The 15,060-nt window shown below is 51.3% G+C and carries 10 protein-coding genes; 4 read left to right on the forward strand and 6 right to left on the reverse strand.

Going from position 1 to position 15,060, the window contains the following annotated elements:
* Positions 1 to 24 precede the first annotated feature (24 nt).
* Positions 25 to 252, reverse strand: coding sequence for a hypothetical protein (locus KF749_06795; protein MBX2990864.1), 228 nt, complete (start codon positions 250 to 252; stop codon positions 25 to 27).
* On the reverse strand, positions 249 to 3,554 hold the full coding sequence (locus tag KF749_06800; GenBank protein MBX2990865.1) for an exodeoxyribonuclease V subunit gamma: 3,306 nt from the start codon (positions 3,552 to 3,554) through the stop codon (positions 249 to 251). Before KF749_06800 ends, KF749_06795 begins: the two co-directional genes overlap by 4 nt.
* Positions 3,555 to 4,170: 616 nt before the next feature.
* Between KF749_06800 and KF749_06805 the strand changes: the two genes are divergently transcribed.
* A complete protein-coding gene (locus KF749_06805; protein ID MBX2990866.1) occupies positions 4,171 to 5,361 on the forward strand; it encodes a sigma-54-dependent Fis family transcriptional regulator in 1,191 nt (396 codons plus the stop codon).
* Between the two features lie 81 nt (positions 5,362 to 5,442).
* Here KF749_06805 and KF749_06810 read toward each other — a convergent pair whose 3' ends face one another.
* A complete protein-coding gene (locus KF749_06810; GenBank protein ID MBX2990867.1) occupies positions 5,443 to 6,666 on the reverse strand; it encodes an SGNH/GDSL hydrolase family protein in 1,224 nt (407 codons plus the stop codon).
* A 302-nt stretch (positions 6,667 to 6,968) separates the two neighbouring features.
* Between KF749_06810 and KF749_06815 the strand changes: the two genes are divergently transcribed.
* Entirely contained in the window at positions 6,969 to 9,467 is a 2,499-nt protein-coding gene (locus KF749_06815) for an ATP-dependent Clp protease ATP-binding subunit (protein ID MBX2990868.1), read from the forward strand.
* 132 nt (positions 9,468 to 9,599) lie between these two features.
* Here KF749_06815 and KF749_06820 read toward each other — a convergent pair whose 3' ends face one another.
* Complete coding sequence (locus KF749_06820) at positions 9,600 to 10,778, reverse strand: MFS transporter (GenBank protein ID MBX2990869.1); 1,179 nt, start codon at positions 10,776 to 10,778, stop codon at positions 9,600 to 9,602.
* 76 nt (positions 10,779 to 10,854) lie between these two features.
* On the opposite strand from KF749_06820, the gene KF749_06825 reads away from it, so the two are divergent.
* On the forward strand, positions 10,855 to 11,247 hold the full coding sequence (locus KF749_06825; protein MBX2990870.1) for a hypothetical protein: 393 nt from the start codon (positions 10,855 to 10,857) through the stop codon (positions 11,245 to 11,247).
* A 4-nt stretch (positions 11,248 to 11,251) separates the two neighbouring features.
* Here the strand turns inward: KF749_06825 and KF749_06830 are convergent, their stop codons facing one another.
* Positions 11,252 to 11,971 carry a metal-dependent hydrolase gene (locus KF749_06830; protein ID MBX2990871.1) on the reverse strand — a complete coding sequence of 240 codons (720 nt, stop codon included), beginning with the start codon at positions 11,969 to 11,971 and terminating at the stop codon, positions 11,252 to 11,254.
* Between the two features lie 47 nt (positions 11,972 to 12,018).
* On the reverse strand, positions 12,019 to 13,524 hold the full coding sequence (locus KF749_06835; GenBank protein ID MBX2990872.1) for a helix-turn-helix domain-containing protein: 1,506 nt from the start codon (positions 13,522 to 13,524) through the stop codon (positions 12,019 to 12,021).
* A 216-nt stretch (positions 13,525 to 13,740) separates the two neighbouring features.
* Between KF749_06835 and aceA the strand changes: the two genes are divergently transcribed.
* Positions 13,741 to 15,027 (forward strand): isocitrate lyase, encoded by a 1,287-nt coding sequence (gene aceA, locus KF749_06840; GenBank protein ID MBX2990873.1) that lies wholly within the window; start codon positions 13,741 to 13,743, stop codon positions 15,025 to 15,027.
* The last annotated feature ends 33 nt before the right edge of the window (positions 15,028 to 15,060 follow it).

Below are 15,060 nucleotides of genomic sequence, written 5' to 3' on the forward strand. Positions count from 1 at the left end.
CAGCAATCCGGCCTCACAGGGAGGTTATTGCTCGTAATAATCGCCAAACGGCGACTTGATAGTCCTTTTGGGTTTGTTGAGAACGTATTTTTCGTGCATCGCAAGGAGTTTCTTTTTTGAGAGATCGTCGAGATCCTCGTCATCTTTGTCACGCTTGACAAACATACGGAAATCCTCCTGCTCGTTACGGTTCATCTTGCGTTCAAAATCTCTCAACTCGTTGATGACCTTCCGTTGTTCTATATGTGTCATTCTTTCTCCGGATCAGGCTGTGCTACACGCTGGATTGTTTGTATGCGGCAGATTGTCTTGTAATCGCAATAGGTACAGACCTTGTCGATCTTGTCGTGAGATGTGAGGGGAAATTTCCCCTGCGTCATCTCATCCACAAACGAGTTTACCAGATTGATTGCCTGCGCTATGAGTTCTTTGAGTTCCGCGTCTGAAGGAAGAAGATTGGCATTGGACCGGGCTACCTCCAACTCGGTCTTGTGCTCGCCGCTGCCGACGCCGACCTTCAACTCAACGGGACTGCGTAATTTGTAATACAAACCGCCAGCCGGTGTAATTTCCCTGCGGAATTGCGCTGCAAGCATCTGTTCAATGGTATAGAGATAAATCGGAAGCTGCAAGCTGATGCCCGACCGAACATCGTCGAGTCGTGCCTGCACGTTGCCGGATTTGTAGTCAACAATCACGAAAGCTTCATCCCCGATTTCAACACGATCCACCTTCCCGCTGAGCTGAATATTGCCGGCAACAACCGGCTCATCCGAAAAGAGTTGCGTGTCGATGCGGTTTCGCGAGCCCGGTTGCGGCCCGAACCCGACTTCGAAGAACCCCGGCTGCAGAGGGGAGTTTCTCTTCCGCTCGTGTTCAAGAAACTCGCGCAGCGTGCCTTCCCCCCCGGTACTTTTGTTGCCGAGAATGAGTTCCTTTTCCAACTCCCAGAACGCGTCGGGAATATCGATTTCATCAAGCTTGCGTTCCGCAATTGCGAGCAACATTTTGTGGGCATCGGAGAATTCCGTGTCCGAGCAGCCAACAAGTGAGGGAAGCTTCTGGTCTCTCCGTTCAACATAAAATTCGAAGAGTATGTCATGGAGAACAGAACCCTTGTCCAGCGGAGAGAACTCTTCCTCAACATCCTCAACACTGTTCAACCGCAGAATACGCCGGACAAAGAACTGGTACGGGCACTTGCCGTACGATTCAAGCTGGCTGACGGAGTACACGCGATGCTTCAACTGCATCAGACTCTCTTTGGCTTCCTCCGAAATATCGTTCAAGATCATCCCCTCGAATTCGGGGAGATTATGAGTCTGCACGCGATTCGATTCTACAAGCAAAGCCTTCTCGACAACCTTCACCTTATCACGAAGGATTTCGGGAACATCATCCTCCTTTCTCTTTTCTTCGGAAAGCAAGGCACGTCCGTGATGCCGTAAATAATCGTCCGCCGAGTGAATAGTATATTCAAACGGTACATTTCCCGGATATTCCCACTGCTCGACTTCGGCTATGGCCAGCACGGCATCAATAAAACCCGAGCGTACAAGATCGCGCTCGACTTCCTGCTCGGGGTATGTCAAGTACAGATGTTCCGACCAGTTTGTGATCGCCTGATAGAACAAGTACCGGTTTTCCCATGTGTGCCGCTGCTCGCGCTCAGCGAGGCGCTTGTTTCCGAAAAACAATTCCGACTGATAGACGGAAGGGAACTCGCCATCCACCAACCCCGCGACGATCATGACATCGAGCGGAAGCCCCCGTGTTTCGTCAATTGATGTGACGAGAACTCCCCGGCCGAACTGTTCACGAACGTTGTAGCGTTCCTGTGAAAGGGCAATCTTCAACTGTTCGACATAGAAGCGGAGAGAATAGCGTTGGTCTTTTCCGGCCTGATACTCCAGCACATGCATTGTCTGCTCAACAACATCGATGAACTTGGCGAATGCCCGTGCATCCTGTTCCACAAGTTCGGGGCGATTCTTCACGCCTATCGCCACGATGCGTTGCGAAAGATGAAGCGTCTCAAGAAGATGCTGCAAGGACATGAAGAACTGCGCCGGAGTCTGATCCGGAAGAATATCTGCCAACAGGGATTCAAGCCATTGAATATCCTGTTTGGCCTGTTCAAGCTTGTTGATGTCGCGCTTCGCGCGTTTCTGCTCCTCTTCTTCGAGAGAGATCAGATGAGTTTGCCGGACTTTCTGAATTTGTCGATCGATTCTGGAAAGCCATGAGCGTGCCCCGCCCACAATACGTAACTCCCGCGCTGTCTTCATCAAATTAGAGGAATCGACAGATGTACCGTTGTTCATGCATTCAAAGTACGTTGAGCCGACGGTTCCGAGAACATCTTCACGACGGAATCCCCGCACTGCAACTTCCAGCAACCCGACAATGGCAATGACGACCGGGGATTGCGCCAATCGGTTCCGATCGGTTATGTTCACAGGAATGCCGTATCTCGTGAATTGCTCACGCATGATGTGAGTATACAGCTGCGGCATATACATCGCGACACACACCCGGCTGAGATCCAATGCAGGCTTTTCGGCCACGAGTTGCTTGATCAGCCTGCAGATGAACTCAACTTCGGCAATACGATCCTTGGCCTTCACCACGGTTACATGATCGGCGCATCGCTCTCTTTCAATCTCTCCATCACGTCGAAACATGTTTGCTGCAACATTCCGGAGTGTCTGCGCGACATGGTCGCTCACTTGCGGCCTGTTCAGAATAAGAGTGCCGCTGCCTGTATTGCGTTCTGCCGCGAACTTCATGTCGAGAAACCTTCTGTAATTCTGTTCCAGATGTCCGAACAGGGCTTCATTGCCCGGTTGGAAATCGAACACGAGTGTTACCTCCACATCCATTGAGGAGAGTTTCTGGATGAAGCCGAGTTCGGGTTCCGTGAACTCATCAAATCCGACGATGGACACGCTCTGCACATCGGGGAAAACATCGCGGAACGCGTTTTCGAACTTTGGCTGTGGGCAGGTGTGGTGCAGGGTTTTGAAGACGCCTTCAGGATCGACTGCAGCGAGATTGGAAAGCAAGGATTCGTACGTGGAGTAGATTGTGATAATGTCGCGAAGTTTCGGCTGATCACCCTCCTCTTCCGATACCAACTCTTCCGCGAGGTTTTCGGGATATATCCCGTATTCTTTAAGATGACGAATTACTTGAATAACCTTGTCCAGCGTGCCGCGCGGAAGTACATTCCCCCGATCCCTCAGGTGAAAGTAGCGCAAGGTGCCCCGGGAAGCCACAATTGCCTGCCCAAACAACAGGGTTTGAATCGGGTCCGCAACAACACGGAGATTCTCGAAAGCAGCCTCGAAAAGCCTGAATGCAAGGGATTCCAGCGTAAAGATCGGTACTTGGGCCACCGTTTTTCCCCCACCTGACAGCATTTCCCTGACAAGATGCCGGCTCCTGCGCTTTGTGGGAACCACCAGAAGAGTGTGCTCGACCGAATCAATAGCGGAAAACAGGCCCGGCTGTTGGAGTGAAGGTTTGCTCTTCTGCTTGAGTGTTATGGGCATGACGTCTGTCGCGACTCAGGTAATAGGAAATGGAAGATGAACCGAGTTTGAAGCATAGAGTACAAAAAAAACGCTGAACGCGCAATGAATAGCGTGCGGAACGGACATTGGAAACAATCTTCAAGGATACTGAATCCCATCTTGCATTTCGGCAACCGTAACATGTATATTTGACTCAACAACACTGGAATTTCAAATACAAACAAGCATTCCGGCTAGACACGTAGTCGTTTTTGGATCTTTGAAGAAAGGGGGTGGGCTGATTTGTGACGTGTGTCATCAGAAGAAGGGCTGCAATAGAGTATACTTCGAATAGCTATTGTAACTTTTTTACTCGCTCTGTTTAGTTTGTTCACGGAATACTTACCTGATTCGAAAAGGTAGTGTTTTCCCCGATTGAGAATTGTTCTAATCCCCCAAGGAGTTCATCCTGGCTTCTCTGAAGAATCGACCGGCCATCCTCTTCGCCAACGAGCTAAGAGAATATGCCCAAACCCTCACGACTCATGCAAACGGGGTCGAGTATCCCATCACTCTGCTCCCCGACTCCGGTGACGTTTTCGAACATATTCAAGCGGCGGAGTACGGACTCATTTTCGTGCCGGCATCCCATCCTATGGTTGACGACACAAGACTTCTCAAGCACCTTACCGATCGGCAGCAGCTTACCAAAGTGATTGTGCTTTCAGAACGTGCCGACGTTAACAGCGCAGTAAAGCTGATGAAAGCCGGAGCATTCGACGTGCTCGTGACTCCCCTCGAACCGTTGCGGCTTGTGCAATCCACAGAGGATGCGCTCGCCGAGTTTGTCAAAGAGAAGACCCAGCGACGGTCCGAAGAACGGAACAGAGCCCTCATCAGCTTCGAGGAAATTGTAGGCGAAAGCCCGTCCATCAGCCTTCTGAAACAAACAATCAACACCGTCGCCCCGTCTGATGCCAACGTGTTTGTTTGGGGAGAAAGCGGAACCGGGAAAGAACTTGTGGCGAAGGCTCTGCACTCAAAAAGCAAGCGTGCATCAAAACCGTTTATCGCCATCAACTGTGCAGCCCTTCCGAAGGACATTCTGGAAAACGAGCTTTTTGGTCACGAAAAAGGAGCGTTCACCGGTGCCCTCAGTCTGAAACCCGGATGCTTTGAACTGGCGAATGAAGGTACGCTCTTTCTCGACGAAATAGGTGAAATGAGCACAGCAACGCAGGCAAAACTCCTGCGGGCAATCGAAGAGCAGTCGTTCAGGCGACTGGGCGGAAGAACAGAATTGAAAGTGGATGTACGCGTCATTGCCGCGACAAACCGCGAGGTATCAAGCGCCTTGGATCAGGGAATTTTGCGCTCCGACTTGTATTACCGCTTGAGTGTTGTTGAAATGGAGTTGCCTCCACTTCGCAGCCGCAAGCAGGATATCGTTCCATTGTCTCATCATTTCCTGAAGTTGTTCGGCCTGAAGTACGGCAAGGAGATCCGCGGATTTGCCAGCGACTACCTCGAGATGCTGCAATCCTATCACTGGCCGGGGAATATCCGGGAGCTGCGCAATGCCATTGAACGCGCCGTCGTCATTTGTCCGGGAGAAGTAATTTCCGTTCTCGATCTCCCGGAGAAAATCCTCAAAACGCAGAACGAAATCATGCACATCAGCATCCCGATTGGCAGTTCTGTGGAAGAGGCGGAGAAGAAGCTCATCCTTGAAACACTCGCTTCGGTGGGCAACAACAAAGCAAAAGCCGCCCGAATTCTCGGTGTCAGCAGGAAGACCCTGCACAACAAGTTGCACAGCTTCGATTGGCGGCTTGAAGGGAAGTAAGTCCGCTACCTCGATTGTAAAACAGAAAAGGCTCCGTTGAACAAACGGAGCCTTTGTTGTTCAGCCCGGCAGTCTCCCGATTCAGAACGATGGCATTTGAGTTGCCGGGGGTCCTCCACGTTCGCTCAAGAATTGTTCAACGTTACGATACAAGACTTCCGCCACTACTTCATGCCCGGCTGCAACCCAGTGCCCGTTGTTGTCAAGAAACAGAGGAAACACCGTTTTCGATCTCTCCCGGAAATCGGGACACATGTTGATTGCTTTGATGCCGTTGCCGGATGCCCATTGTTCGAGCTGATCCTGCGGCCACGTAGAGTACACCGTATCCTGCCGGAATTGCCAATACTCCCTCCCCGACTTCCATTCTTTCGGGTGAACCTGTAATCCGTAGGGATACACGGTCATCCAAAAATCAATCCCTTTCACACGAAGCTCGTCACGAATGAGCAGAAGATACTTATGCGTCAACTCCCAGTTCTTGCTGCTGTCAACATACGTTTCCCTGAGCATAGCATACTTGTCGCGGAAAATATCCCCGTTGAAATCCCCTTGTCTTTTGGCCATTTCAAGCTGCGGGGTGATGCGGATGCGGATGAAGTTATAGAGCCGGATATTATGCTTGAACCAATCTTTGATGACGGCAAGCGGGCCTGTCAACAGGCCGTCGGGCTCGCCGGATGGACTTACGCCCAATGGAATTCCTTTCTCATCAAAACGGGCGGTTTTCGTGTACACATAATCGTCATACACATCCGACAAGTCGAAGTTGAGAATAACGAGATCGGGATCGAGTTGAAGGCCGTAATGCTTCAAGTAGAGGTATTCCAGCAAGGGAGAATAACTCCCCACGCCCGCGTTTATTACTTCATACGTCATCGGGCCGGCAAGCTTCTTCAGTCTATCTTCAAGAAGCTTCGAAAACGTTTCATGACTGTGTACGCCGTCACCTTCCGTGTACGAATCTCCTAACATCAAAATGCGATATGTATTATCCGGTTTCCGGACGCTGTACTCCTTGTCCCGTAAGCCAAGAGAATTGATGTTGTAATCAGTGTCAAATTCGTTGGTTTTGTAGCGCCCGGTGGCATTCGGTTTGAATTTGTGGTGGAGAATATCGTCATCTTGTGAATAGAAGTACCTCATTACCTCTTTCGGTTCAGCGAATCGAACCACAACCTCAAGCAAACCTAAGCACACAACTATGGAAACGGCTGTGAGAAGTATCCCCTTGCCAAACTCACGGAGCTTGGAGCCGGATTTCTTCGAGAAGGCGCCATTTCCCCCGTTTTGCAGATCACTCATACTGTCCGTTCTTCCCCTGATTATGAATATGTCACTTCAGAAAAAATTTCTGCCAAATATACCCGCTTTGTGGAAGAAAACAAAGGACACACGTCAAACAGAGCCGGATATACGTTAGAATCTCAAAATATTCGTAATTGACTTACCCTGCTCATTTACCTATATTTCTCGTGGCAAATCACCGAATTTGTGATTCGGAACCAATGTCATACTAAGCTGCGTTAGCAAATCTGACGATTACAGTTGAGATAGGGGTTTCAGTACCAGAATAAATCCACTTTTCAGAAGAGCAAAGGAAAAGGATGGAAGGCAATTTTTCGAACCGTGTGCAGGACGTCATAAGGCTTAGCCGCGAAGAGGCATTGAGGTTGGGGCATGACTACATCGGTACCGAGCACCTCCTGCTCGGTGTGATTCGAGAGGGAGAAGGTATTGCGGTAAAGATACTCCGCAACCTCGGCGTGGACCTCTACAAGCTAAAGAAGGCGATTGAGGATACAGTCCGCACGTCGGGCGGCACACTTACCATCGGAAATATCCCTCTGACGAAGCAGGCGGAAAAAGTTCTGAAAATTACTTACCTCGAAGCGAAGCTCTACAAGTCGGATGTAATAGGAACGGAACATCTCCTCCTTTCTCTTTTGAGAGATGATGACAACATCGCGGCGCAAATCCTTCATCAATTCAATATCCATTACGATGTGGTTCGCGGAGAACTCGACAATATCATCAGCGGCAAGCCCAGCAGTCCGCCTCACGGTTCACAACAAGAAAAGAAGCCCGAGAAATCCAAGACTCCTGTTCTCGACAACTTCGGCCACGACCTGACGAAGATGGCCGCCGAAGACAAGCTCGATCCGATTGTCGGACGAGAGAAGGAAATTGAACGCGTTGCGCAAGTGCTGAGCCGCCGCAAAAAGAACAACCCTGTGCTTATCGGCGAGCCGGGCGTCGGCAAAACGGCAATCGCCGAAGGCCTCGCAATGCGCATTGTTCAGAAGAAGGTTTCACGCGTTCTGCACAACAAACGGGTCGTCACGCTTGACCTTGCGGCACTTGTCGCCGGAACGAAATATCGCGGCCAGTTTGAAGAACGGATGAAGGCCGTGATGAATGAGTTGGAGAAGGCGAAGGATGTCATCCTGTTCATCGACGAGTTGCATACGATCGTAGGAGCAGGCGGCGCATCGGGCTCGCTGGATGCCTCCAACATGTTCAAGCCGGCCCTTTCACGAGGCGAACTGCAATGTATCGGCGCAACAACGCTCGACGAATACCGGCAGTACATCGAAAAAGACGGCGCCCTTGACCGTCGCTTCCAGAAAATCATGGTCGACCCGACGACCGTTGAAGAGACAATCCAGATTCTCACCAACATCAAACACAAATACGAAGAGCATCACGGAGTTCGCTACAGCCCGAAGGCCATCGAGTCTTCTGTAAAGCTGAGTGACCGCTACATCACCGACAGGTATTTGCCCGACAAGGCAATTGATGTAATGGATGAATCGGGTTCGCGTGTTCATCTCGCCAATATTCATGTGCCGAAGGAAATTCTTGACCTTGAAGGAGAAGTAGAGAAAATCAAACAATCAAAGAATCAGGTTGTCAAAAACCAGAACTTTGAAGAAGCCGCACGACTGCGTGATTTGGAGAAGAGATTGTTAAGCGATCTCGAAATTGCGAAGCGCGAGTGGGAGCTGAAGGCGCAAGATACGGTTCATGAAGTGACCGAGCAGGAAATCGCCGACGTTGTTTCGATGATGACCAGCATTCCGGTGAACAAGGTCGCTCAATCTGAATCCGAAAAATTACTGAAGATGGATGTTGCGTTGAAGGATCAGGTGGTTGGACAGGACGAGGCCCTGATCAAGCTGACGAAAGCAATCCGCCGTACACGTGCCGGTCTGAAAGACCCGAGCCGGCCGATTGGCTCGTTCATCTTCCTCGGACCGACGGGAGTCGGCAAGACCGAAATGGCAAAGGCGTTAGCCCGCTATTTGTTCGATTCGGAAGAGTCTCTGATCCGCATTGACATGAGCGAGTACATGGAAAAGTTCAGCGTCTCACGCCTCGTCGGCGCCCCGCCCGGATATGTCGGATACGAAGAAGGTGGCCAGCTTACGGAAAAGGTACGCCGCAAACCTTACTCGGTTGTTCTGCTTGATGAAATTGAGAAAGCGCATCCTGATGTGTTCAATATTCTCTTGCAGGTGTTCGACGACGGAATTCTGACCGACAGCCTCGGACGCCGCGTGGATTTCAAGAACACAATCATCATCATGACGTCGAACATCGGTACGCGTGATCTCAAGAAAAGCGGCGGGTTCGGCTTCGGTACAGACTCGGCAAAACACACGGCGGAATCGATCAAATCAACAATCGAAGATGCGCTGAAGCGGGTGTTCAATCCGGAATTTCTGAACCGCATCGATGACACGATTATCTTCGGATCGTTGACGAAAGAGCATATCATGCAAATAGTTGATATTCAGATGCGCGATTTGATGAAGCGCATTGCGACAATGGGTATCACGATTGAATTGACAAAACCGGCGAAGGAATTTCTCGCGGACAAAGGCTACGATCCGGCGTTCGGTGCACGCCCTCTGCGACGCGCATTGCAGAAGTACCTCGAAGATCCGATTGCCGAGGAACTGCTGAAGGGCAAATACCCCGAAGGAACAGTGCTGCGGGCAAAAGTGAACAAGAAGGCCGACGAGCTAAAGTTCTCCGTCGTCACTGCCGGTGAAGTGGATACGCCGGAGGAAGAAGAAGAGAAACCGGCGGACGTGTCATAGTCGTTGTATGATTCTGCGTTCATAAAAAGTCCCGTGAGATCGTCTCTCACGGGACTTCGTGTTTTTCAGACGGAAGTATGGATATATCCTTCGCGTTGTCAGCATATCTGAGATGAGATCCACAAGCTGTTTTCACTCTCCCTTCACCCCCCACATCATCCCCGCAGAAACCAACCCTGCAACAAGTGTTGCCGTCCATAATGTTGTTGCTCCGAACTGATCGAGGATTGCCGTGCCGACCAATGCGCTGAGTGCGAATGCAAGGCTGAACATCATCTGATACAATCCCATGTACTCGCCGCGCCGTTCCGCGGGCGCTATCTCGGACATGTACGTTGCTGAAGTCGGGAGAAAAATCATCTCTCCGAATGTCCATACCACCACCGTCGCCGCCAATCCCCAAAATTCGCTGATGAACACCATCGCTCCGAACCCGACTCCGACAAGCACAGCACCAATCGAAAGCATCTCCCGATGCGGGCGATGCGCTGTTGCAAGGTTCAGCGGCACTTCAAGGAGAATAATCAACACGGTATTGATCGTAAACATCAACCCGAAATCGGATTCGGGAAGATGCAGGTCGCGTACGAGGAACAACGGCACCGCTGCTTCATGCTGAAAGAAGATAACCAGCACCGGCAGACTCGCAAGCAAAAAGAAGAGCAAGCGCATGTCTTTGAATGCGGGGAGTGTCGCTTTTGCCTGTGCGGTCGCTTGCCGTGCCGCATGATGAGTTGTAAGAAACGGCTTCCACGAGGGCATGAACAACAACGCCGACGCGGCAAGTGCGGTCAGCCCGTCGGCCCAGAACAACGCCCGATAGGAAACGACGAACAGAAATCCGCCGACGGCCGGACCGATACTCATGCCTAAATTGATGGCGAGACGATTGAGCGCAAACGCGGCTTTGCGCTGTTCCGGCGGAGTGATGTCGGCAATAAACGCCAACGCCGCCGGACGAAATGCCTCGCTGATAGCCGACCACACCACAACCGCAACAACGATTGCAGCGAAGGTGTGCGCCAAGGGAAGAAGGAAAAGCAGAAGCCCGCTCAATCCGAGCGAGTAGCGCATCACCTGCAGCGGCCCGAAGCGGTCGCTGAGTTTTCCGGCAAACGACGCCGTGACAAGCGCTGCAATGCCGTAACTGGCAACCACAAATCCGGCTTCTTTGACCGTGTAGCCGATCGTTCTGTTCAGATAGAGAACAAGAAACGGCAGCACCATCATGCCGGCCCGGTTGATGAACACGGCAAACGACATCAGCCACATTTGCTTCGGCAAATCGCCTATGCCGCGCCAAGGGTTCACGACATCGCTCTTGTATGAAGAACACGGTATTGATAGATTGAACTCAATTCATCCACGATAAACATACGAGGCTTTTATGCGATGCAACAGGACTTCTCATTGGTCGATTCTGATTATTCTGTTGACCGGAACTCAGGCATACGCGCAGACGCAGGACACGACATCGCCGGCTGTGAAGAAGAACTACTATGCGGTTCAGTACACAACGGGGACTGCCTGGGATTCTGCCAAGCAACCGAACGAACAGGCGTTTTTCAAAGAACATTCTCAATTGCTGTCAAAGCTCCGAACATCGGGAACGATTGTGATTGGGGCACGATACTCTGATAAGGGACTTCTTGTTGTTCAAGCTGCTTCAGAAGAGGAGGCGCGGACGCATTTTGCCGACGACCCTTCAGTGCTGAATAGTGTATTCCGGTTCGAAGTCTTCCGTCTTGGCGTTTTCTACGGCGGATGTGTGGGAAAATAACCCGTCAAAACTGCGCTGGCGAACCCGGCTCCAACTCGACGAGTCGCTTCTTCATTTTTGTGTGTAGATGTCGCCTCAACAACTGCGGGGTTCCTGTCAGCGCCGGAAACGTCCCGTAATGCATGCCGATGACATACTTCGGTTTGATGAGATCGCAGGCAATCGCCGCTTCACGAGGACCCATCGTGTACAAATCGCCGATAGGAAGCAAGGCAATATCAGGTTGGTAGAGCTTGCCGATGAACTTCATATCGCCAAACAATGCGGTATCGCCGGCATGATAAAGGACAAGTTTGTTCTCGAACTGAATCACAAACCCTGCCGCCTCACCGCCGCCTGCAACGATCTTTCCGTCCACATCAATATCGCAACTGTGTTTGGCGTCCACCATTGTGACCTTGATGCCGCCGACATCTACCGTGCCTCCCTTATTCATCCCGATGGCATTTGTTACGCCGAGGGATGTGAGGTAGAGATAGACTTCGAAGATGCCGACAACAGGTGCATTCGTCCGCTTCGCAATCTCAACGGCGTTGCCGATATGATCGGAATGGCCATGCGTGATAAGAATAAGATCGACGTGCGGGATGTCTTTCGCTCCGGCAGGGGCTTTGGGGTTCTCGAGCCAGGGATCAATCAAGATGGTCTTTCCCGAAGGCGATTCACATCTGAACGCCGAATGCCCCAGCCAGGTAATCTGAACGGATTTTTTTGTTGATGTCATATCGGTACTACCCTTTCTATGTTATGAGAAAGACCGGGGGAGCACCGCTACTCGACGCTTTTCAAGAAGCGTTGAAGGGATGCTTCCCGCTCCTTCTGCAGTTGATGTTTACGATGGATAAGGGGCGGCACAGCCCGTTCCTTGCACGCCGCCTTCGGAAGAGAACACCGCTCGCATGTCTCATTCACCTCGACAACGGGAATGGAGGAATCATTCCAGAAACCGACGGTGTTCTTGAAATTGTCGTTCAGCAGGAATCCCAGACTGATACTGGAATTGGTATTCTCCGTTAACGCAAGCGGCCGCGCCACCGAGATGACGAAGAACTCCGCATCCCCGTCCATGAAACGTGACCGCTGAACGCCCGTAATCGTCGACTCTTTGAGCGTACGTCCCGGCATTTCGGCAAGCTGCTGCAGAAGGGTAATCGAAAGCCACCTGCGGCAATAATGCTCATTCAACCCGATGGCGTGCGGCACAACGACGCGGGACATATTCAACTCTTTCGTCAGCACAAAGTCCTTGCTGCCCACCTCATTGTTGAAACGGAGATAGAACATCTCCTGCATTCCGAAGAAGGTCGGGATGATTTGACTGAGACGATAGAGGAACATCTCAGGCGTTGCCTCGAAACGACGCATGATATTCAAAAACGCATTGCCGTTCCAGGTCGTCCGCTTGAACAGCAGGTCAAGTTCCTTCCGGAGAACAATGCGGTTGATGAACAACGCTCCTGCGAAGTACGACGCCTTGTAGTTGTTCAGCACTTCCGCGAAAGAACCCACCTCTAACCACGTTGACGTAATCGGATGCTCTTTCAAACCGAGAGTGCGGAAGCCGATCTCGCGGGCAAGCAAGAATGCCCGTTGTGAGGGAAGCAGTCGGTCGTTAAGAAACAGCTTCGGCGTCTTGCCTTTGGTGGAGATGGAACGGAACTTCTTCAACTCGGGATATTCGCGAAACGGAATCTCGCCCATCTCGTACCCGAACTCATCTTTCAAAATGCCGAAAAGCTGATCCTCCCGGACCGGTTGCTCAATCTTCAGTTTGTGCTTGCGTGCAAACTCCTCGGCCGCTGTTTCCAACTCCTCGAAATAGTTGGAATGCAACTTCTGGTATGAACGGAGAGCAGCAAACAGAAACTGCTCGACACTCATGTCGTAGTTCTGCCCGATCTCCAGCAACGTCTGAATGAATGCGCCGGCTTCCTGCGGTGACTCTGTAATGAGGCCGACAAGATCACGCGGCTGAATGCCGAATAGCTCGAAGGGAAATTCCTTGATAAGGGGAGATTTCAGAAATATTGTTAGAGGATCAAGCGAGGCGGACATCTTCGCCGAAACAAGCTCGTCGAATGAAACGCCGATGGCATTTGCAATCTGGATGATCTTGTCCGGAGTGGGGTACTTCTTTCCCTTCTCGATCTCGCTCAAATAAGAAACCGACAGCCCGGACTTTGCAGCAAGCTCGGACAGGGAAAGGTCCTGCTCGGCGCGAAGCTGTTTGATCTTCACACCCAAAATCAACCGGAGGTTCTCAGCGTCGATATTCATTGTTTTGCGCAAAAAGGAACAGGGTTCGGTTCCAATATAAGCCTTTTCTGCCAAAATCTCTTCTCTATTAGCGAAACAATGAGTGACCTAAAACATCATCTAATAGCGAAACTTATGTTAAAGCGAATTTTCGCTTGACAAACGAATTTCGCCAAGCTATATTGTTCCCAGTTTGTTCTTTCACATATCCACAATCATTTCAAGGGAGACCGAGCCATGCCCACCTTCGAGGACGTTCAAACACTGGGATCAATGAACCATCGATGGGACGGAGTTACCCGCCCATACTCTGAACACGATGTGCAAAAGCTTCGAGGGACGGTCGACATCAAATACACGCTCGCGGAACTTGGAGCGAAACGATTGTGGAATTTGCTGCATACCGAACCCTATGTCAAGGCTCTTGGCGCGTTGACGGGCAATCAAGCAATGCAGCAAGTGCGTGCAGGTCTCAAGGCAATTTACCTCAGCGGCTGGCAGGTAGCTGCCGACGCTAACCTCGCCGGACAGATGTATCCCGATCAGAGTTTGTACCCCGCCAACAGCGTTCCCGAAGTTGTCAGAAAAATTAATCACACGCTGCTCCGTGCCGATCAAATCCATTCCTCCGAAGGATTAAACGGTATTCACTGGCTTGCTCCGATCGTTGCGGATGCCGAGGCGGGGTTTGGCGGACCATTAAATGCGTTTGAGTTGATGAAGGCGATGATTGAGGCAGGTGCAGCGGGCGTTCACTTCGAGGATCAACTCGCATCGGAAAAGAAATGCGGACATCTCGGCGGCAAGGTTCTTGTCCCGACGAGCCAGTTCATCCGCACGCTCACAGCGGCCCGTCTCGCTGCCGACGTGATGAACGTACCGACACTCATCGTAGCCCGCACCGATGCGGACAGCGCCAATCTTCTGACGAGTGATATTGATCCCCGCGATCACAAGTTTGTTACTGGAGAACGAACAGCAGAGGGTTTCTTCCGCGTCAGAAGCGGGATTGAAGCGGCAATTGACAGAGCCATCTCCTACGCCCCGTATGCCGATCTCATCTGGTGTGAAACATCGCATCCCGATCTTGGCGAAGCAAAAGAATTTGCCGATGCCGTTCACGCACGGTTCCCCGGCAAGCTACTCGCGTACAACTGCTCACCCTCATTTAACTGGGCAAAGAAACTCGATCCTGAAACGATTGCACAGTTCCAGGATAAGTTGGGCGAAATGGGATACAAGTTCCAGTTCGTCACGCTGGCCGGATTTCATGCTCTCAACCACAGCATGTTCACACTGGCCCACGACTACAAAGGGCGAGGAATGGCAGCGTATTCCGAACTTCAGCAGGAAGAATTTGCCAGCGAAGCAGTGGGTTACACTGCAACGAAGCACCAGCGTGAAGTGGGAACGGGGTACTTCGATCTTGTCACGCAGATTGTCTCCGGCGGAACATCCTCAACGACGGCGCTTGCAGGGTCAACCGAACGGGCGCAGTTCTACGCGACAACAGTAGGGCGGTAGAACTCTCTTTGGAAGAATGGCGGAGGGCATTGA

This window comes from Bacteroidota bacterium (assembly GCA_019637975.1).
In the GTDB taxonomy this organism is placed as follows: domain Bacteria; phylum Bacteroidota; class Ignavibacteria; order UBA10030; family UBA6906; genus CAADGV01.